The organism is Arthrobacter sp. ES3-54 (genome assembly GCF_029504395.1).
In the GTDB taxonomy this organism is placed as follows: domain Bacteria; phylum Actinomycetota; class Actinomycetes; order Actinomycetales; family Micrococcaceae; genus Arthrobacter.
The window spans coordinates 371,032-390,151 of record NZ_JAQFIF010000003.1 but is presented as its reverse complement, the minus strand read 5'-3'; the positions used below and the strand labels follow the sequence as shown (position 1 = coordinate 390,151).

Genomic DNA, 19,120 nt, shown 5'->3' with positions numbered 1-19,120 from the left:
CGGCCCGGCCTGTCTGACCCGGGGGCGGCCGTGAACGGCCGCCCCCGGGCAGCAAATAGACTGGAGGGCATGGCCTCCGCGACTGGACTCTCCGCAAGCGCACGATTCCTGCGCGTCCGGGTCCGCACCGGCTTTGTCCGGAGCCGCAACTCTCTGGGCCCGGCCATCCAGATGACCACCTGTGCCGTCAGCGCCTACGCCTTCGCCGAATACGTCCTGGGCCATTCCGGACCGTTGTTTGCGGCCACGTCATCCCTTATTGCCCTCGGTTTTTCCCGCGACCCCAGGCTGCGCCGCGTCATCGAGGTGGGCCTGGGCTGCACGATCGGAATCGTGGTCGGGGACCTGCTGCTGCACTGGCTGGGCTCCGGAATCTGGCAGGCCGCCGTCGTTCTCCTGTTCTCCATCCTGCTGGCCAGGTTCCTGGACAGCGGGACGATCTTCACCACCCAGCTGGGCCTGCAGTCAGTGCTCGTGGTGCTCCTGCCCGCGCCGGCCGGGGGGCCGTTCACCCGCAGCATCGACGCCGTGGTGGGCGGGGTTTTCGCGCTCTTGATGACCGTCCTCGTTCCCAAGGACCCCCGGCGTGAACCCCGCAGTGATGTCAAGAAGCTCCTGCACGAGCTCGCCGAGGTGCTGCGGGAATGCGCGTCGGCGCTGAGCTACAGCGACTCCACGCAGGCGTGGCACGCCCTCATCCGGGGGCGGAACTGCCAGCCCCTGGTCGACGCCATGCGCCAGTCGCTGCGCGCCTCCGCCGAAGTGGCCACCCTGGCCCCCGCCTACCGGCGGCACCGGGAGGAACTGGACCAGATGGAGCAGTCGCTGGACTACATCGACCTCGCGCTGCGCAACAGCCGGGTCTTTGCGCGCCGCCTGACCAGCGCCATCAACCATGCGGCGCTCTCGGACGAGGCCACCCAGAACATCGCCGAGGTCCTGCAGGAGACGGCGGCCGCCATCGACGAGCTCTCGCTGGGCCTGGCGGAAGTCCACGACGGCGCCCGCCGCGCCCACCTGCGCACCGCCCGGTCCGAGCTGCGGGAGATCGCCGTCCGCCTGCATCCGCGGATGCTGGACGTCCAGCTGCTCGAGGGCGAAACCGTGGTCATGCTGTTCCGCCCGCTCATGGTGGACCTGCTCGAGGCCGCCGGCGTGGATTCCAAGGAAGCCCGGGACATCCTTCCCCCGCTGTAGCCGCTGTAGTTGCTGCTGTAGTTGCCGCCGGAGCGCCGCTGACCCCGCTGGCGCCCTTGGTTGTCGCTGGCCCCGGATAGTGTGGACCAATGGCTACGAAGACTTCCCGGGGGCCGAAGGCACCGGGCTACAAATGCGCCGAATGCGGCTGGACGACTGCCAAGTGGGTGGGCCGCTGCGGCGAGTGCCAGGCGTGGGGCAGCGTGGAGGAAACCGGCAACGCCGTCGCCCGGACGACGGCGGCCACGACGGTCCTTGAACCGGCCCGCCGGATCGCCGACGTCGACGCCACCACTGCCGCTTTCCTGCCCACCGGTGTGGACGAACTGGACCGCGTGCTCGGCGGCGGGCTGGTGCCCGGCGCCGTCATCCTCCTAGCGGGCGAACCCGGGGTGGGCAAGTCCACGCTGTTGCTGGATGTCGCGGCCAAGTTCGCCCGCACCGCGCAGGATGTTCTTTACATCACCGGCGAGGAATCCGCTGCCCAGGTCAAGCTCCGCGCGGACCGGATCGACGCCGTGGCCGAATCTTTGTATCTGTCCGCCGAAACGGACCTCGGGCAGGCCCTGGGGCAGGTGGAGAAGCTGGAACCGCGGCTGCTGGTGGTGGACTCCGTGCAGACCCTCAGCAGCGCCGATGTCGAGGGCAGCGCCGGCGGGGTGTCCCAGGTGCGCGAGGTTGCGGCGTCCCTGATCGCCGCGGCCAAGCGCCGCAACATGACCACGCTGCTGGTCGGACACGTGACCAAGGACGGCTCCATCGCCGGGCCCCGGCTGCTGGAACACCTTGTGGACGTCGTTTGCCAGTTCGAGGGCGAACGGCACTCGCGGCTGCGGCTGCTGCGCGCCGTCAAGAACCGCTACGGACCCACCGACGACGTCGGCTGCTTTGACTTGAACGAGGACGGCATCGAGGGCCTCGCCGATCCCAGTGGACTGTTTGTCTCCCGGACCAAGGAGCCCGTTTCGGGAACGTGCATCACGGTCACGCTGGAGGGCCGTCGGCCGCTGCTGGCCGAGGTCCAGGCCCTGCTGGCCGAGAGCGCCAGCTCCCAGCCCCGCCGCGCCACCAGCGGACTGGACAGCTCGCGCGTGGCGATGCTGCTGGCCGTCCTGCAGCAACGCGCCGGCTGCCTGCTCAACAAGGACGACTCCTATGTGGCAACGGTTGGCGGGGTCAAGCTCAGCGAACCCGCCACGGACCTCGCCGTGGCCCTGGCGGTGGCTTCCGCCAAGGCCAAAAAGCCGCTTCCCCAGCGCCTGATCGCCTTCGGCGAGGTGGGCCTGGCGGGCGAAGTCCGTCCAGTGCCCGGCATCAACCAGCGCATCCAGGAGGCACACCGGCTTGGCTTCACCCATGCCGTGGTCCCGGCCAGCCCCAACGGGCACGGGCCGGTTCCCGCGGGCTTCTCGGTCCGCGAGGTCGGCCACCTGGCCGAAGCGTTGGGACTGCTGATCAGCTGACGCCGCCGGGCAATAGAGGGCCATGGACAGTGGTGCGCTCCCTCCCAGTTGCTGCGGCCCCCGCCCCCGGTCGACCCGGGTTTCCGGGACTGGCCGGGACCGCACTGCCCTCGACGCGCGGGCAACCGGGAAGGAGCGTCTGCCGGGGTGCGGTGAGATCGACGTCCGAAGGAAATGCCTTGCCAAGAATACCCCCTGGGGGTATGTTGGGAAAAGACTGGCCCCTAATCCCGAGGAGGGCGTCATCATGGATCACCAGCACATCGGACCCGCTGTCCGCCCGGCCAACCAGGCCGTCGACGCCGGACAGCACAGGCACGAGGCCGCCGGCAGCGGGCACACATCCAAGGGGACGCCCAGCCCGGATGCGGGCCATCCGCCGGACGGCGACCACTCGGTGCACGGCCACGGCCAGCACGCCGGGCACAGCGTCGCGATGTTCCGGGACAGGTTCTGGCTGACACTAATCCTGGCCGTGCCGGTGGTCTTCTTCAGCCCCATGTTCGCGGAGCTCCTGGGCTACGAGCCTCCCGCCTTTCCCGGCTCGGCCTGGATCCCGCCGGTGTTCGGCACGGTGATCTTCCTTTACGGCGGCCGGCCGTTCCTCAAGGGCGGCCTCAGCGAACTGAGGGCGCGCCAACCAGGGATGATGCTGCTGATTGCCATGGCCATCAGCGTCGCCTTCATCGCCTCCTGGGTGACGAGCCTCGGCATCGGCGGTTTCGATCTCGACTTCTGGTGGGAGCTGGCGCTGCTGGTCCCCATCATGCTGCTGGGCCACTGGATCGAGATGCGCGCCCTCGGCTCGGCCCAGGGCGCCCTGGACGCGCTGGCGGCGCTGCTGCCCGACGAGGCGGAACGCGTCACAGCCGCCGGCACGGAGACTGTCAGCCTCGCCGAGCTCCGCGCCGGAGACACCATCCTGGTCCGCCCCGGCGGCCGGATGCCGGCCGACGGCACTGTCAGCGGCGGCCAGGCCGAATTCGACGAATCCATGATCACGGGCGAATCGAAAACTGTCCTGCGGGTCCCGGGCGATCCCGTGGTGGCCGGCACCATCGCCACGGACAACTCCGTGCGGGTCCGGGTGTCAGCCATCGGCGAGGACACCGCCCTCGCCGGGATCCGCCGCCTTGTGGCCGAAGCGCAGGCGTCCTCCTCCCGCGCCCAGGCCCTGGCAGACCGGGCCGCGGCGTTCCTCTTCTATTTTGCAGCCGGCACCGGCGTCCTGACCTTCATCTTCTGGACCCTGATGGGCAGCGTAGGTGATGCCGTCACGCGCACCGTGACGGTCCTCGTCATCGCCTGCCCCCATGCGCTCGGCCTGGCCATCCCGCTCGTCATCGCCATCTCCACCGAGCGGGCCGCCCGGGCGGGCGTGCTGATCAAGAACCGGATGGCGCTGGAGCGCATGCGGACCGTCGACGTCGTGCTGTTCGACAAGACCGGAACCCTGACCCGGGGCGAGCCGGAGCTCAAGGAGGTCGCCGCCGCAGGCACGGGAACAGCGGCCGGCCAGGACGCCGCGCAGAATACAGTGCTGGGACTCGCGGCCGCCGTGGAGGCGGACAGCGAACATCCCCTGGCCCGTTCGATCGTTGCCGCCGCCCGGGAACGGGGACTGAAGATACCGGCGGCGGACGGGTTCACCTCGCTGACCGGCCGCGGAGTCCGCGCCACGATTGATGGCCGCATGGTCCAGGTGGGCGGCCCGGCGCTGCTCCGGGAGCTGGGTTTGCAGGAACCGCGGGCTTTGGCCGCCTCTACGGGCGCCTGGCTGGAGCGTGGCGCCGCGGTGCTCCACGTCGTGGACGGCGGCACAGTTCTGGGCGCTGTCAGCCTCGAGGATGCCGTGCGGCCCGAGTCCTACCAAGCTGTCCGGGCCCTCCAGGCACGCGGCATCAAGGTGGCCATGGTCACCGGCGACGCCCTGCAGGTGGCGCACGCCGTCGCCGCCGGGCTCGGCATCGATGAAGTGTTCGCCGAGGTCCTCCCCGCCGACAAGGACAAGAAGGTGGCGGAACTGCAGGGCCGCGGACTGAAAGTGGCCATGGTGGGCGACGGCGTCAACGACTCCCCCGCGCTGGCACGGGCGGAGGTGGGGATCGCGATTGGCGGCGGCACCGACGTGGCAGTGGAATCCGCCGGTGTGGTCCTGGCCGGCAACGATCCGCGGGCTGTGCTGTCGATGCTCGATCTTTCCGAGGCGAGCTACCGGAAGATGTGGCAAAACCTCGTGTGGGCCACCGGATACAACATCATCTCGGTGCCGCTGGCTGCCGGGGTCCTGGCCTTCGCGGGGATCGTCCTCTCCCCCGCCGCGGGCGCCGTGATGATGTCGGCGTCGACCATTGTGGTTGCCCTGAACGCGCAGTTGCTGCGCAGGCTCAAGCTCAACCCGGCCGATCTCGGCTGACCGGAAGGAGTCCCATGCCGGAAACCAACCGCCGCGAATCATCATTCGGGGCATCCTATGCCCGCGTGGGTCCGCGGATGGATGCCCGCGGGGCAACGGAGCACCGCCGGCGGCTCGTGGAAGCGGCGCACGGCGTCGTCATCGAAATCGGGGCGGGCTACGGGGCCACCTTCCCGTTCTACCCTTCCGCGGTGTCCAGGGTGCTGGCCCTCGAACCGGACCCCACGCTCCGGGGGCTGGCCCTCGCCGCCGCCAGCACGGCACCGGTGCCTGTCAGCGTGAAAGACGGCGTGGCGGAAGCGCTGCCGGCGGCGGACGCCTCGGCGGACGTCGTCGTCTCCAGTTTGGTGCTGTGCAGTGTGGCGGACCAGTCCGTCGCCCTGGCGGAGGTGGTCCGGGTCCTGCGCCACGGCGGCGTGCTGCTGTTCTACGAACACGTTCGCTCCGCCCACCGCGTGCTGGCGGCCGCCGAAGACTTGGCCACCCCGCTGTGGAGCCGCGTGGCAGGCGGATGCCACCCGAACCGCGACACCGCCGCCATGATCGCGGCTGCCGGCCTCACCATGCAGCGCCTCGAGCGCTTCGGCTTTTCGGTCCTTCCCGGCAACCCGCGGCTGGCCCACGTCCTTGGCGCGGCGAGCAAGCCCTGAGCCTACCCCCGGTGTGGCGTTCCCGCCCGATTGCTTCCGCACCGGGGCTTGGGCTGCCCGGAATTCCGGGGCTTCCCGTTCCGGCCGGGCCGAACCAGCGCAGGCAACTGGGAGGAAGCGTCGGCCCGAAACCAGCACGGGTCGCCACTCGCTCCGCCACACGCAGAAGGGGCGCCCGCCGCAATGGCAGGCGCCCCTCCTTCAATGATTCGAACCGGGCGATGGGCCCCGGTGCTAGGCCTTCTTCGGAGGCAGGGCCAACTTGAAGACCTTGGCCCAGGTGGAGCCGACCTGCTTCAGCAACGGCCCGGTTGTATACGGCAGCCCGTACCGCTGGCAGATCTCCTGCACCTTAGGTGCCACTTCGGCGTAGCGGTTCGAGGGCAGGTCCGGGAAGAGGTGGTGCTCGATCTGGTGCGAGAGGTTGCCGCTCATCAGGTGCATGAACTTGGACCCGGAGATGTTGGCCGATCCGATCATCTGCCGAACATACCAGTCGCCGCGGGTTTCGCCTTCGACCATCTCTTCGGTGAAGGTGTCGGTGCCGTCGGGGAAATGCCCGCAGAAAATAATCGCGTGCGCCCAGACGTTCCGGACCGCGTTGGCGGTCAAGGTGCCATACAGCGCCTGCTTGCCCGAGCCGGTCAACATGGCGACGGCCGGTGTGGCGGCATAGTCCTTGGTGAATTGCTTCAGGGCCTTGAGCCCCAGCGCCTTGAGGTCCCGGGTCATGGCCTCCTTGCTCTTCTTGCCCTCCTTGTAGTCAGGCAATTCAAGATCGTAGAGTGCGATGCCCCATTCGAAGACTGGCGCCAGGATCGCGTTATACAGCGGATTGCCCAGATTGAAGGGCTTCCATTCCTGGGACGGATCCATCCGCAGCAGGTTGTACCCGATGTCATTGTCCTTGCCCACGACATTCGTCCACCGGTGGTGCAGGTCGTTGTGGGTGTGCTGCCAGGATCGCGTCGGGGTGACGAAGTCCCAGTCCCAGGTGGTGGAGTGGATGTCCGGGTCCCGCATCCAGTCCCACTGGCCGTGCAGGATGTTGTGGCCCAGTTCCATGTTTTCCAGGATCTTGGCGAAGCTAAGCATCGCCGTGCCGGCGACCCAGGCTGCTTTGTGCTTGCTCACCAGAAGGGTGGCGCGGCCGGTGATCTCAAGCCCGCGCTGGACCTTGATCACCCGGCGGATGTAAGCCGCGTCGCTGGCGCCGCGCTTGGCGAGGACCTCGTCCTTGATGGCGTCGAGTTCGCGGCCGAGCTCGGCGACCTGCTCGTCAGAGAGGTGCGCCGCCGCGTCCGGACGGACCAGCGGGCTGCCGGACTCCGCCAGGGCACCGGGCCGCGGCTTTACGGCAGCGGACGCCTTGCTTTGGGAAGGGCCGCCCTTGGGAGCTTCCTCGGAAACGTCGGGTTTGTCGGAAACAATCGTCATGCGGTGGTACTCCTTAGAGATCGAGGTTAACGGGTCCGGCGGCTGCCGAAACACACGTCTGAATTAATTGGCCGGGCTCGCCATGGACTTCGTCCGTGCGCAGGTCACGAACGTGGCCGGCCCGGAGTGGGATGAGGCAGCTGTGGCAGATGCCCATGCGGCAGCCGCTGGGCATCAGGATGCCGGCGTCCTCGCCGACATCGAGCAGCGGCGTATCGCCGTCGGCTTCGACTTCGCGGTCCGACGCCTCGAACGTGACCAGGCCGCCGTCGTGCCCTTCCCCGCCGGCGAGCTTCGTGCTGAAGCGCTCGATCGTCAGTGAGCCTTCCACGGCCGACGGGGCTTCAGTGGCCTCGGCGGCTTCGGCTTCCCAAAGCGTCTCGGCATCGTCGAGGAAGCCTTCCGGGCCGCAAGCGTACGCGGCACGCTGCCGCCAGTCAGGGCACAGCCGGTCCAGGTCGGCGGCGGAGGTGAAGTCCAGCCGGCCTTGCTCGCCGGTGAACCAGTGTGTGACCCGGAAGTTCGGGAACTGGTCGGCGAGCTCCGCGAGCTCTTCACGGAAGATGGTGTCCGCGGCGGTGCGGGCGGTGTGGATCAGGACGACGTCGGAGTCGGGACGGTGCGGCACCAGCGTGCGGATCATCGACATCACGGGCGTGATTCCGCTGCCGGCTGTGAGCATGAGCAGCGGGCGGGGGTGTTCGGGCAGGACGAAGTCGCCTTGCGGAGGCGCCAGGAACAGGACGTCGCCGGGTTTCGTGCCGCGCACGAGGGCGCCGGAGACAGCGCCCATATCGGTAACAGTAATTGCCGGGTCCTGCCCGGCGGGGGCGCTGAGCGAATAGGACCGCCAGTGGCGGACGCCGTCGAGCTCGACGCCAATACGGGCCCATTGGCCAGCAAGGTGCGCTTGCCAGCCGCGGCCGGGACGGAAGAAAATAGTGGCGGAATCGGCCGTTTCTGGAACCACCCTCGTGACCACGCCGCGCAGTTGGCGAGCGGAGAAAACAGGATTGAACAGCGACAGAATGTCTTCTGGAGCTAGGGGGGTGGTCAGTAGAGATGCGGCGCGCGCCAGCTTACGGAGCCGGATCATCTATCAAGCTTATGTCAGTTTGCGTAATACATCTTCACCCAAGGCATACGATCGACACAAGAAAACTATCCCACCGCAACAACTCATCGGATTAACCATGAACGCAGCCCCTGTCCCGGAGCCTTCTGGCCCCGCCCCCGCCCACGAACCTCCATGGCTGGCACTGCCCGGGGAGGTCAGCGACATGCTGCGTCCCAGGATGCCCGGCATCGTCGAGGCCATCATCGAGGCCGTCCCGCAGCTCGTTCCCGCCTACGCCAGACCGATTGAGGGGCGGTTCGGCCGGGGCCTGAGGCGGGGCGTGGCAGCGGCGCTTGACCGGTTCCTGCAGCTGCCCGGGACCCGGCTGCCGGCGCTGTCCGAGGAAAGCCGGGAGCTGGTGGCCGGCCTGGGCAGCGGCGAGTTCCGCCAGGGGCGGAGCATGGACGCGCTCCTGAGCGCCTACCGGATGGGTGCCCGCGTGACCTTCCGGGAAATGTCCAAGGTCTCAGTGGAACACCACCTCGGCCAGGGCGTCGTGGTGGATCTGGGCGAATCGATCCTCGCGTACATCGATGAGCTGTCCGCGGTCAGTGCCGAGGCCTACGCTTTTGAACAATCCGAACGCGCCGGAGCGGTGGACCGGCGCCGCACCGGACTGCTGGACCTGCTCCTGCTCGGCCAGGCAGACGAGGCAGCCCTGCGCCAGACTGCGGCGATGGCGGACTGGTCCCTGCCGCCGCGCATGGCGGTAGTGACGCTTCCGCTGGACCGGGCGGCCGGGCTGCGTCTGCGCCTCGGTCCGGGAACTCTTGTGATTGAGCGCGAGACCGACGTCGTCGCGCTGGTGCCGGCGCGGAATTCGCGGTCCGCCCGGGAGGATCTGGACCGTGCCCTGAAGGGGCGCGGCGCTGCCGTGGGGCCGTCCGGCGGCTGGGAGCGGGTTCCGGATTCACTGCGGCTGGCCGTGCTGGCGGCCGCGGCGCTGCCTCCGCGCGAAGGGCCGGACGATCCCCCGATTTGGGCGGACGAGCACCTGGCGCAGGTGATTCTTGGTGCGGAACCCTCGGCAATCACCGAACTGGCCACCCGGCGGCTCGCGCCGCTGGAAGGGCTCCGGCCCGCGCAGCGCGAGCGGCTCGCCGAAACCCTGCTCTCCTGGCTGCGCCACTGGGGCCAGCGGGCACCCGTGGCCGCCGAGCTCGGGATCCACCCGCAGACCGTGGGCTACCGAGCGGCACAGCTGCGCGAGCTATTCGGCGACGCCCTCGAGGATCCAACGGCGCGCTTCGAACTCGAACTGGCCCTGCACGCCGGGCGGCGGTAGGCGACCGGTGGGCCGGCGGCGGACCGCAGATTACCCGGCGAGCGCCCGCCGGCTGTGGAGCCGCAGCTCCAGGTCGTGCATCACGAGCGCCGCCAGGTCTTCCAGCGCAGAAGTGTCCTCCTCGCTGAACTCGCGGGGCTCACGGTCCAGGATGCACAAGGTGCCCAGGTTGTAGCCGTCCGGAGTGCGCAGCGGCACTCCGGCATAGAACTGCAGGCCGAACTCGCCGGCTACGAGAGGGTTGGCCAGCGTCCGGGGATCATTGATGGCGTCCCGGACAATCCAGGCATCGCCCTGCAGGATGGCGGAGGCGCACAACCCGGGGTCCCGGCCGATCTCCGTGACGTCCGTGCCGTGGTGGGACTTGAACCAGATGCGGTCATGGTCCACTACGCTGACAATCGCCACGGGCACCGAGAACATGCGTGCGGCCAGCGTCGCGATCCGGTCGAAGGCGCCGTCCGCGGGGGTGTCGAGGATCTGGTACCGCTCGACAGCCTGCATGCGCCCGTCTTCGTCGGTCAGCAGCGCGGCCTGGTCGCGGCGGTGGCGTCCCGTGCCATTGATGACTTCCTGGCGCAGGGCCAGGGACACTTCCCGGGCCGGCGGGCGGGCCGCCGGATCCCGGTCAAGCATGGAGGTCAGCAGGGCCACCCACAGGGGTGCGAGCTCTTCGGGGATGTGCGGGTCCTGGAGCAGCCGGGCCAGGGCGGACTGGACCGGCGCGCCGGGGTACGCCATCTTTCCGGTCAGGCCTTCCAGGAGGACCAGCCCCAGCGAATAGACGTCGCTGGCGGGGCCGGCCGGTTCGCCGGCGGCCTGTTCGGGGCTGAGGTAGGCCGGGGTTCCGGAGCTGTCGTCAGGGTCGCCGCAGTGGTCTTCGCGGATTGTGATGGCCACGCCGAAGTCGCTGAGTTTGGCGCGCGGGCGCCGGTCCTCGACGCTGTAGTCCACAAGCAGGATGTTGGCCGGCTTGACGTCCCGGTGGATGATGCCGTGGTGGTGGATGTGCGCCAGTCCGTCGGCGAGATCGTGTCCGATCACCGCCATGTGGGCTGCCGAAAGCGGGCCCTCGGCCGAGCGGCGGCGGAGGTCGGGGCCGCGGACGAGTTCCATTACCAGGTAGCTGAGCCGGCGGGCCGGGTCGCTCAGGTCTGTCCCGGCGTCGAACAGTGTCACGAGGGCGTGGTGGGCCATCCCTGCCAGGATCCGCACTTCTTCGCTTTGCCTGCGGGTCCGCTCTTCGTCCACAGTCCCGTCGCGGAAAAGTTTGACTGCCACTTCGCGTCCCAGGACCTCGTCCGTGGCACGGTACACGCTCGATTGGCTGCCCCGGCCAATGAGTTCTTCGATCCGGTAGCGCCCGCTGAGCAGGAACCCGGGGTTCATGGTTGTCAAAAGGTTTACGTGGTCCCTCTAATGGGGCCGCCGCTGGAATCGGGGCGGATCAGTCCAAAGCCGGAAAACCGATCCCGGCACCCGCATCATAAGCAAGCTTACTTATGATAACGCGGAAACCGGATTTCGGAAGACATGGCGGGCCTTTCGGTCCGGCGCCTTGCCGCTATTTTGCGGGGTTGTGGGTCCCGATCGGCACCAGGGTGAGGTCAGGGTGGTTCTTTTCGATCCGGCGCAGGGCCCAGACGTCGTTGAACAGTGCCAGATATTCCCCGTCGGAACGCAACAGGACTTCGGCGCCGGGGACGTTGGCCAGCGCCGGCATGGCGTCGACGGTCGAGATCCGGGCCATCGAGTACGGGAGGCGTTCCAGCCGCATCGGGGCACTGAAGTCGTGCGCCATGCGGTCTTCGACCACTTCGAACTGCATGGGGCCGACGGCGGCAAGGACTGGCGCCTGGTCACCGCGGATGTCGGAGCGGAGCACCTGGATGACGCCCTCGTGCTCGAGTTGTTCGATGCCGCGGCGGAACTGCTTGAACCGGCTCGGGTCCTTGGAGCGCGCCACCTGGAAGTGTTCCGGGGCGAACAGCGGGATCGCGGGGAACTCCACCGGCTGGTCCAGGAACAGGCTGTCCCCCACGCGAAGGGAGGAGGCGTTCACGAGGCCAACCACGTCGCCCGGGAAGGCCTCGTCGATCACCTCGCGTTCGCGGCCGAAGACCTGCTGGGCGTACTTGGTGGCGAAGGATTTCCCTGTCCGGGTCTGGGTGACCACCATGCCGCGCTCGAACATGCCGGAGCAGACCCTGATGAAGGCAACGTGGTCGCGGTGGGCCTTGTTCATGCCGGCCTGGACCTTGAAGACGAATCCGGCGAACGGTGCATCGACTGGGCGGGGCTCACCTTCGACGTCGGGCCGCGGGGCAGCCGGCGGGGCAAAGTCGACGAGGGCGTCGAGGATTTCCTTCACACCGAAGTTCAGCGCGGCCGAACTGAAGAGGATCGGCGTCGCCTTTCCGGCGTGGAAGGCCTCGACGTCGAACGCCAGGTTGGATTCAATGACCAGCCCGGCCTCGTCCACGGCATTCGACCAGTCCTCGCCCTGGCTGGCCGCGGCCTCATCCGGGGTGAAGTACTCGGTGAGGGCGATGTTGGCGCCGGAGTTGTTGCGCTTGAACTGCGCGAAGCGGTCATTGCGCAGGTCCCAGACGCCGCGGAAGTCGCCGGAGATGCCCACGGCCCAGGTCAGCGGCATGGGCTGCAGGCCGGTGCGCTCGGTGATCTCGTCCATGAGGGCCAAGGCGTCCAGGCCGGGCCGGTCCCACTTGTTGATGACCGTGATGATGGGCAGGTTGCGCTGCTTGCAGACCTCGAAGAGTTTCATGGTCTGGGTTTCCAGGCCCTTCGCGGCGTCGACCAGCATGACGGCGCAGTCCACGGCTGCGAGCACGCGGTAGGTGTCCTCGGAGAAGTCCGCGTGGCCCGGAGTGTCCAGGAGGTTGATGACGGTGTCCCGGTAGCCGAACTGCAGCGCTGCGGAGCTGATGGAGATGCCGCGGTCCTTTTCCATCTGCATCCAGTCCGAGACCGTCTCCTTGCGGTTGGCCTTGCCGCTGGAGGCCCCGGCAGTGCCGATCACCTTTGCGTGCAGCGCGAGGGCCTCCGTCAGGGTGGATTTGCCGGCGTCGGGGTGCGAAATGACCGCGAAAGTCCGGCGCCGGGCCGCCTGCTTGTGAATCTCCTGGACTCGGGCGGGGCTGAGGACTTCTTGAGACACGATGCTACTTTCGCTGCGGCTGTGGACGGGTCACGGCGCGGAGAGCCCGCGGTACACCCAAGGATCCAAGTTTATCGCAGGCCGCGCACCGCGCACGAAGCGGCGGCCATTCAGCGCCAAAATGCCGTCGAGGGCGGGACCCGGAACAGCCGTTCCGGAGGCTCTTGGCGGCACGTCGCAATGGACCACTTTAAGGCTTGCCCGTGCGGAAGTGGCCGTACTTTACCCCTATCATGGGGAGAGCGGGGAACTGAGTACTTTTGATCCTGCCGGGGGACCCTGGAAACCGGCGCACTTGCAGGCTCTCGCCTGCACCTTTGAAGGGAAATCTATGGCTCGGAGCCCTGAAGATGCGCTGAAGGCCACCCTGGCCAGGGTGGCACCGGGCACCGCCCTCCGCGACGGCCTGGAACGCATCCTCCGAGGACGGACCGGCGCGCTGATCGTGCTGGGAATCGACAGGACCATCGAGTCCATCTGTTCGGGCGGCTTCGAAATCGGAATCGACTTCTCCCCCACCCGGCTGAGGGAACTGGCGAAGATGGACGGTGCCATCGTCTGCGATAAGGATGCCAGCAACATCCTGCGCGCGGCGGTCCAGCTCGTCCCGGACTCGAGCATCGAAACGCAGGAATCGGGAACCCGGCACCGGACCGCGGAACGCGTGGCCATCCAGACGGGCGTCCCGGTCATTTCGGTCAGCCAGTCAATGCAGATCATCGCGCTGTACGTGCACGGGCTGCGCCACGTCCTGGAGGGCTCGGAGAAGGTCCTGGCCCGCGCCAACCAGGCCCTGGCAACCCTGGAACGCTACCGCTCGCGCCTGGACCAGGTGACCAGCTCACTCTCCGCCCTCGAAATCGAGGCCATGGTGACAGTCCGCGACGTCGCGGTCACGCTTCAGCGCCAGGAAATGGTGCGCAGGATCTCCGAGGAAATCTCCCAGTACGTCCTGGAACTAGGTGAAGACGGCCGCCTGCTTTCACTGCAGCTGGACGAGCTCACCGTGGGCCGCGGCCCGGGCAGCGACGTCATCATCCGCGACTACTCCGGCCCGGCCGCAACCGCGGAGGACATCGACAAAGCGGTCAAGGCCCTCGTCAGCCTGGGCCCAACCGAGCTGATCGATCTGGGCAAGATCGCCGGAATCGTTGGCTTCGCCGGCGGCGAGGCCAACCTCGACGCCGTCGTGCAGCCGCGCGGCTACCGCCTGCTCTCCGGCCTCAAGGCCGTACCCAAGGCCGTCGCCGACCGGCTCGTGGACCACTTTGGCGGCCTGCAGTTCCTGATGGCGGCAACGATCGATGACCTCATGACAGTGGACGGGATCGGTGACCAGCGCGCCAGGACCGTCAGGGAAGGCCTGAGCCGCATGGCCGAGGCCAGCCTGCTGGACCGGTTCCTCTAGCCCCCTCCAACACCCCTCGAGTGCTCCCCACCGGCCCCCTCGCCTCGCAAGCTCGGCCAGGGAACCCTGCCGGCGTGGGCCCAGGTGCCCTTTTGAGCGCCCAAAAGGGCACCTACGGAGCAGTCGACGGGGGTTAACGGGATTAGTTGAGTTGGAACACGGCCTTGGGGCTGGTTTTGTTCGCCAGCCGGGCGGTGAAGACATAGTAGGCGCCGCCGGCTCCGGGCTTGGCGTCGACGGGTTCGCAGCCCTGCACCGTGCGGTTGCGCTGCCACGGGAAGTTCGCGGACTCGCTCTTGCCCGGAGCAATGGTCTTCATCAGGTCCGTGCTCTCCGCCTGGCAGTCCTTGGAGGAGAAGATCCGGTCCGAGCCGCTGGTGATCATGTACTCCATCTGCGATGTCCCGATATTGACGTCGCAGGGCACCTTGTTGTTGTTGGTCACCGTGAGGCTTAGCAGCGGCTTCTCACCGGAGGCATAGATCTGTTTGTCGGTGGCAGCCGTGACGACCACCAGATTCTGCTCGCAGCCGTCGCCCGAGGCGGCCGTGGGTGAGGCCGAAGGATCCCCGGACGCCGTAGGGCTCCCCGACGCGGACGCAGTCGGCTGGCTCGCCGGCGCTGCGGCCCCTGAAGGCTGGCCACCGGATGAGGGGCCGCCGCCCTGGCCCCCACTCATGGCGCTCGAGAGGGCGACGAAGCCGCCGAAAGCCACGGCGAGAACGAGCAGCAGGACCACGCCGGCAATCAGCCGGCGGCGGCGGTACACCGGGCGGAGCGGGGGCCGTCCGGATTTCCGCCCGGATCGTCCTGGGGGAGAACCTTTCGGCCGCGAGCCACCCGTTCCTGAACTGCCTTGCCTGACCATTCTTCTAGCCTAGAGAACCGCGCGGGCTATGGCGCCCGACCACGCCGCGGGACCTACCGCCGTCCCGATCCGTTACCCCGATCTATTACGCTGAATGGATCGAAACTTTAACCCCAACGCCCCCAGTATCCGCCGCGGCGCAGCGGGAGCCCCTGCCCGCCGGGCCGCGCGCCCGCGCCGCGGATCTCCCCGCGCTCCATGCCGCCCTGGACGACTGGTTCGCACTTAATGCGCGGGAACTGCCGTGGCGGGCCGCGGAGTGCACCCCCTGGGGCGTGCTGGTCAGCGAGGTCATGCTCCAGCAGACGCCGGTGGTCCGGGTCCTGCCGGTCTGGGAGGAGTGGCTGCGCCGCTGGCCGGAACCGTCCGCTCTGGCCAGCGAACCCGCCGGGGAAGCCGTCCGGTCCTGGGGCCGGCTGGGGTATCCCCGGCGCGCACTGCGCCTGCACGCGGCTGCCGTGGCCATCAGGGACAGCTACGGCGGGGCCGTCCCCGGCGCCTACACCGAACTCCTGGATCTCCCCGGTGTGGGCAGCTACACGGCCGCGGCCGTCGCGGCGTTCGCCTATGGACGCCGGGAAACGGTGGTCGACACCAATATCCGCCGGGTCCACGCGCGGTTGGTCTCCGGTTCTGCCCTGCCGGCGCAGGCCCTGACCGCTGCCGAAATGCGGCTGGCGGCGTCCCTGCTCCCCGACGACGCCGGCGCCTCGGTGCGCTGGAACGCCTCCGTCATGGAACTCGGCGCCCTGGTCTGCACGGCGCGGGCCCCCGGGTGCGGCCAATGCCCTGTCCGGGAGTCCTGCGCCTGGCTGGCGGCCGGGGAGCCAGCGCCAACGTACACGCCCAAGGGACAGGCCTGGCACGGCACGGATCGGCAGGTTCGCGGCGCCGTGATGGCTGTCCTGCGGGTGGCCGAGGACCCCGTGGCGCCGGTGCTGTTCCATCAGGCTCCCGCGGACCTGGGCTTCGAACCGCAGGGAATCGGGATCCCGCTCGCGGCCCTGCACCGGCTCAATGCCGCTCCCGAGCAGCTGGAGCGGGCGCTGGCCGGCCTGCTGGGCGATGGCCTCGCGGAACTGTACCGGGGCGGCTTCCGGCTCCCGGGCTGAAGATCTACGCTGGAGCATGCGCAAGCTGGCGGCCGCGGCCGCTCTGGCCCTCACCGCCTTCCTGGTAGCCTCGTGCCGGGCGGAGGCCGCCTGCCCGGCGATCGGCCAGGCGACTGTCGTGACCTTCACCGTCGCCCGGGAGTATGCCCCGTCAGTGCGGGCCATCCACCTTCGGGCCTGTCAGGACGGGCGCTGCAAGGAAGCGGACCTGGAACTGGTGCCCGGGAGCACGGCCGTGGACCAGGGCTGTGAACCGGTTCGCTACGGCGGCGACGGCGTCTGCTCGGCCACTTCGTCGCCCGACGGCACCCTGACCGGCATGCTGATGATGGAGACGCTGACGGCCAGCCGCATCGAGGTGACGGCCACGGGCACAGATAGCGCCGGGAACCCGCTGCCGTCACGGACCGCGGCCTTCACACCCCGGGCGGCGCAGCCGTTTGGCGAGCAGTGCGGAACCTTCATCACGGCCGGCGTGGTGCTGGACGCGGCCGGCCTTAGGCAGGCACCCTAGCCCGGGCCGCCCGGCCTGCCAGACCCGCGCCTATGGTTCGCCGAACCCCGAGCCGACCAGGCGCTCCAGGTAGCCGACCGCTTTGGCGGCGTCCGGGCCGCTGGCCTCCACATGCAGGATGGTTCCCTTGCCGGCGGCAAGCATCATGAGCTCCGTCATGGAGGCGCCATCGGCGCCGTTGACGGTCACGTCGGCGTCCATGGCGGACAGGCCGCCGGCTATCTTCGCCGCCGGCCGGGCGTGCATGCCGGCCTGGTTGACGAGCTCGAAGTCCCCCGTGGCGTCAGGCGGCTGCTGGTGCACATGTTCGGCCTCCGCGGGGTGGGCTGGGGGCCGGTAGACGGCCTCGGCCGCGTCCTTCACCGCCGCCGCTTCGGCTCCGGCCTGGGCAGCCACCGCGGCCGCCACCAGTCCTTCCACCAGGGGCGCGTCCGCGAGCAGCACCGATCCCGGATCCGCTGCGAACTCCGCTGCGGACTCCGCCGTCATCACCGCGGATCCGAGGTCGGCGAGCACCACCACCCCGTCACCGGCGGCCTGCTCCAGCGCCGCCATGACCTTCTCCAAGCTCGTGCCGATGCGGCCGTCGTCGGTGCCACCGGCGGGGAGGATTAGGACGTCGGGGGCCATCTGGGCGGCGAGCTCGGCGGCGCCGTCCGCGATCTTGGCGCTGTGCGAGACCACCACCAGCCGGACTGTCATTCGGTCGCTCCGGCCGCGGCGCGCAGGATCAGTGCACTGGAGACCGCTCCGGGGTCGCGGTGGCCGATGCTGCGCTCCCCCAGATAGCTGGCGCGGCCCTTGCGGGCGAGCATCGGATCCGTGGACACTGCGCCGGCTTCGGCGGCCTCCGCCGCGGCGAGCAGCACCTTCCGGACGTCGCCGTCGCCAGCCGCGGCAGCGGCTGCGGCTGCCTCGATCGCGGGCGTCCAGGCGTCCACCATCGTTTTGTCCCCCGGCTCGGCCTTTCCGCGGACGACGATCCCGTCGCGGGCGGCCTGCAGCGCGGCCGCCAGGGTGGCGGCGTCGACGTCGGAAGTGTCACCGAGTGCCGTGGCGGCCCGCAGGAACGCGGTGCCGTACAGTGGGCCTGCCGCGCCGCCGACCTTGGACATCAGCGTCATGGCCGTCAGTTTCAGGGCCGCGCCCGGGGTTTCCGGCGGCGCCTCGGAAAGCTTGTCCATCACGGCCTTGAAGCCGCGGTCCATGTTCTCGCCGTGGTCCGAGTCCCCGATGGGCCGGTCCAGCTCGATTAGCTCCACCCGGTGTTCCGCCATGGCCTGCGCTGAAAGGGTCAGCCAGCGCACGGCCCAGCCGACGTCCAGCCCCACGGTCAGACGCCCCAGCGGAGGGCCGAAGTGTGCACGGGAGCGTCCCAGAGCGTCGCCATTTCATCATCGAGGCGCAGGACAGTGATGGAGCAGCCCTGCATCTCCAGGGAGGTGATGTAGTTGCCCACCAGGGACCGTGCCACGGTGACGCCCTGCTCGGCCAGTTTCTGCGCGGCCCGGCGGTACACGATGTACAGCTCGCTGGCCGGGGTGCCGCCCATGCCGTTGACGAACAGGAGAACCTGGTCCCCGGAACTGAGGCCGAGGTCGCTGACCACCGGGTCCAGGAGGCGGTCGGTGATGCCGTCGGCGTTTTCCATGGGAATTTTGTGCCGGCCCGGCTCGCCGTGGATGCCGATCCCGATCTCGATCTCGTTTTCCTCGAGCTCAAAGCTGGGGACTCCTGCGTGCGGAACGGTGCAGGCGGACAATGCCACGCCCATGCTGCGCACGTTCTGGTTGACCCGGTCACCGATCGCGGCGACTGCGTCCAGGTTGTCGCCGCGTTCGGCGGCCGCACCAGCGATCTTCTCGACCAGGACTGTTCCGCCGACGCCCCGGCGGCCGGCCGTGTACAGCGAATCCTGCACGGCGACGTCGTCGTTGACCAGAACAGTGCGGATCTCTACGCCTTCGGCCTGCGCGAGTTCGGCGGCGGTCTCGAAGTTCAGGACGTCGCCGGTGTAGTTCTTCACGATGTGCACGACGCCGGCGCCCGAGTTCACGGCCAGTGTGGCCGGCAGGATCTGGTCCGGGGTGGGCGAGGTGAACACGGCGCCCGGAACGGCGGCGTCGAGCATGCCCAGGCCCACGTACCCGCCGTGCAACGGCTCATGTCCGCTGCCGCCGCCGGAGACGAGTCCGACTTTCCCCGCCACGGGAGCGTCCTTGCGCACAATGTATTTCGGGTCCGGAAAAACGGTCACGAGGTCGGCGTGTGCAAGCCCGAACCCCTCCACTGACTCGTCGACCACGGCTTTGGGATCATTGATGAGTTTCTTCATGGCGGTGCTCCCTGGATGGTGTCCTGGCTGCTTGCTTAGACCCTACTACCGGGGCACGGCCGGCGGTAGGCTCCCGATTCCCTCGGCCCGGGGCTCCCTGGCGGGGCTGCGAATCCCGGGCCGGCGGGTTGTTGCGGCGC

General features: G+C 68.9%; 16 protein-coding genes. 8 read left to right on the top strand and 8 right to left on the bottom strand.

The window, feature by feature from the left end; translation table 11 throughout:
* Positions 1-69 precede the first annotated feature (69 nt).
* The 4 genes from M2428_RS07710 (at position 70) to M2428_RS07695 (ending at position 5,726) form a co-directional block, all read left to right on the top strand.
* Complete coding sequence (locus M2428_RS07710) at positions 70-1,197, top strand: FUSC family protein (protein ID WP_277525349.1); 1,128 nt, start codon at positions 70-72, stop codon at positions 1,195-1,197.
* 89 nt (positions 1,198-1,286) lie between these two features.
* On the top strand, positions 1,287-2,660 hold the full coding sequence (gene radA, locus M2428_RS07705; RefSeq protein ID WP_277525347.1) for a DNA repair protein RadA: 1,374 nt from the start codon (positions 1,287-1,289) through the stop codon (positions 2,658-2,660).
* A gap of 247 nt (positions 2,661-2,907) precedes the next feature.
* Complete coding sequence (locus tag M2428_RS07700; protein WP_277525346.1) at positions 2,908-5,076, top strand: copper-translocating P-type ATPase; 2,169 nt, start codon at positions 2,908-2,910, stop codon at positions 5,074-5,076.
* A 14-nt stretch (positions 5,077-5,090) separates the two neighbouring features.
* Positions 5,091-5,726 (top strand): class I SAM-dependent methyltransferase, encoded by a 636-nt coding sequence (locus tag M2428_RS07695; RefSeq protein ID WP_277525344.1) that lies wholly within the window; start codon positions 5,091-5,093, stop codon positions 5,724-5,726.
* A gap of 234 nt (positions 5,727-5,960) precedes the next feature.
* Here M2428_RS07695 and M2428_RS07690 read toward each other — a convergent pair whose 3' ends face one another.
* Both M2428_RS07690 and M2428_RS07685 read right to left on the bottom strand, forming a co-directional pair.
* Positions 5,961-7,163, bottom strand: a complete 1,203-nt coding sequence (locus M2428_RS07690) for an acyl-CoA desaturase (protein WP_277525342.1) — start codon at positions 7,161-7,163, stop codon at positions 5,961-5,963.
* A gap of 13 nt (positions 7,164-7,176) precedes the next feature.
* Positions 7,177-8,259: a ferredoxin reductase gene (locus M2428_RS07685; protein WP_277525340.1), complete on the bottom strand. Its 1,083-nt coding sequence runs from the start codon at positions 8,257-8,259 to the stop codon at positions 7,177-7,179.
* Between the two features lie 97 nt (positions 8,260-8,356).
* On the opposite strand from M2428_RS07685, the gene M2428_RS07680 reads away from it, so the two are divergent.
* On the top strand, positions 8,357-9,565 hold the full coding sequence (locus M2428_RS07680) for a helix-turn-helix domain-containing protein (protein WP_277525338.1): 1,209 nt from the start codon (positions 8,357-8,359) through the stop codon (positions 9,563-9,565).
* A gap of 30 nt (positions 9,566-9,595) precedes the next feature.
* Here the strand turns inward: M2428_RS07680 and M2428_RS07675 are convergent, their stop codons facing one another.
* Positions 9,596-10,954, bottom strand: a complete 1,359-nt coding sequence (locus M2428_RS07675) for a GAF domain-containing serine/threonine-protein kinase (RefSeq protein WP_277525337.1) — start codon at positions 10,952-10,954, stop codon at positions 9,596-9,598.
* Positions 10,955-11,129: 175 nt separating this feature from the next.
* Positions 11,130-12,743, bottom strand: a complete 1,614-nt coding sequence (locus M2428_RS07670; protein WP_277525334.1) for a peptide chain release factor 3 — start codon at positions 12,741-12,743, stop codon at positions 11,130-11,132.
* A gap of 331 nt (positions 12,744-13,074) precedes the next feature.
* On the opposite strand from M2428_RS07670, the gene disA reads away from it, so the two are divergent.
* Positions 13,075-14,151: a DNA integrity scanning diadenylate cyclase DisA gene (gene disA / locus M2428_RS07665; RefSeq protein ID WP_018774911.1), complete on the top strand. Its 1,077-nt coding sequence runs from the start codon at positions 13,075-13,077 to the stop codon at positions 14,149-14,151.
* Positions 14,152-14,293: 142 nt separating this feature from the next.
* Here disA and M2428_RS07660 read toward each other — a convergent pair whose 3' ends face one another.
* Positions 14,294-14,920 carry a hypothetical protein gene (locus M2428_RS07660; protein ID WP_277525330.1) on the bottom strand — a complete coding sequence of 209 codons (627 nt, stop codon included), beginning with the start codon at positions 14,918-14,920 and terminating at the stop codon, positions 14,294-14,296.
* Positions 14,921-15,294: 374 nt separating this feature from the next.
* Between M2428_RS07660 and M2428_RS07655 the strand changes: the two genes are divergently transcribed.
* Both M2428_RS07655 and M2428_RS07650 read left to right on the top strand, forming a co-directional pair.
* Positions 15,295-16,131 (top strand): A/G-specific adenine glycosylase, encoded by an 837-nt coding sequence (locus tag M2428_RS07655; RefSeq protein WP_346780731.1) that lies wholly within the window; start codon positions 15,295-15,297, stop codon positions 16,129-16,131.
* Positions 16,132-16,147: 16 nt separating this feature from the next.
* Positions 16,148-16,645, top strand: a complete 498-nt coding sequence (locus tag M2428_RS07650) for a hypothetical protein (RefSeq protein WP_277525328.1) — start codon at positions 16,148-16,150, stop codon at positions 16,643-16,645.
* A 30-nt stretch (positions 16,646-16,675) separates the two neighbouring features.
* Here the strand turns inward: M2428_RS07650 and dhaM are convergent, their stop codons facing one another.
* Genes dhaM through dhaK form a run of 3 tightly spaced genes read right to left on the bottom strand, consistent with a single transcriptional unit; the run spans position 16,676 to position 18,980 of the window.
* Positions 16,676-17,347, bottom strand: a complete 672-nt coding sequence (gene dhaM, locus M2428_RS07645; RefSeq protein ID WP_277525326.1) for a dihydroxyacetone kinase phosphoryl donor subunit DhaM — start codon at positions 17,345-17,347, stop codon at positions 16,676-16,678.
* Positions 17,344-17,976, bottom strand: a complete 633-nt coding sequence (gene dhaL, locus M2428_RS07640; protein ID WP_277525324.1) for a dihydroxyacetone kinase subunit DhaL — start codon at positions 17,974-17,976, stop codon at positions 17,344-17,346. Before dhaL ends, dhaM begins: the two co-directional genes overlap by 4 nt.
* 2 nt (positions 17,977-17,978) lie before the next feature.
* The gene (gene dhaK / locus M2428_RS07635) at positions 17,979-18,980 is read right to left on the bottom strand and encodes a dihydroxyacetone kinase subunit DhaK (protein WP_277525323.1); all 1,002 of its coding nucleotides are present in this window, start codon (positions 18,978-18,980) and stop codon (positions 17,979-17,981) included.
* Between the last annotated feature and the right edge of the window lie 140 nt (positions 18,981-19,120).

Excerpts from the sequence above, each read along its gene's own strand:
- M2428_RS07685 (WP_277525340.1), bottom strand. The coding sequence starts at position 8,259 with ATGATCCGGCTCCGTAAGCTGGCGCGCGCCGCATCTCTACTGACCACC.
- M2428_RS07695 (WP_277525344.1), top strand. The coding sequence starts at position 5,091 with ATGCCGGAAACCAACCGCCGCGAATCATCATTCGGGGCATCCTATGCC.
- M2428_RS07675 (WP_277525337.1), bottom strand. The coding sequence starts at position 10,954 with ATGAACCCCGGGTTCCTGCTCAGCGGGCGCTACCGGATCGAAGAACTC.
- dhaM (WP_277525326.1), bottom strand. The coding sequence starts at position 17,347 with ATGACAGTCCGGCTGGTGGTGGTCTCGCACAGCGCCAAGATCGCGGAC.
- disA (WP_018774911.1), top strand. The coding sequence starts at position 13,075 with ATGGCTCGGAGCCCTGAAGATGCGCTGAAGGCCACCCTGGCCAGGGTG.
- M2428_RS07650 (WP_277525328.1), top strand. The coding sequence starts at position 16,148 with ATGCGCAAGCTGGCGGCCGCGGCCGCTCTGGCCCTCACCGCCTTCCTG.
- M2428_RS07680 (WP_277525338.1), top strand. The coding sequence starts at position 8,357 with ATGAACGCAGCCCCTGTCCCGGAGCCTTCTGGCCCCGCCCCCGCCCAC.
- radA (WP_277525347.1), top strand. The coding sequence starts at position 1,287 with ATGGCTACGAAGACTTCCCGGGGGCCGAAGGCACCGGGCTACAAATGC.
- M2428_RS07690 (WP_277525342.1), bottom strand. The coding sequence starts at position 7,163 with ATGACGATTGTTTCCGACAAACCCGACGTTTCCGAGGAAGCTCCCAAG.
- dhaK (WP_277525323.1), bottom strand. The coding sequence starts at position 18,980 with ATGAAGAAACTCATCAATGATCCCAAAGCCGTGGTCGACGAGTCAGTG.
- M2428_RS07700 (WP_277525346.1), top strand. The coding sequence starts at position 2,908 with ATGGATCACCAGCACATCGGACCCGCTGTCCGCCCGGCCAACCAGGCC.
- M2428_RS07710 (WP_277525349.1), top strand. The coding sequence starts at position 70 with ATGGCCTCCGCGACTGGACTCTCCGCAAGCGCACGATTCCTGCGCGTC.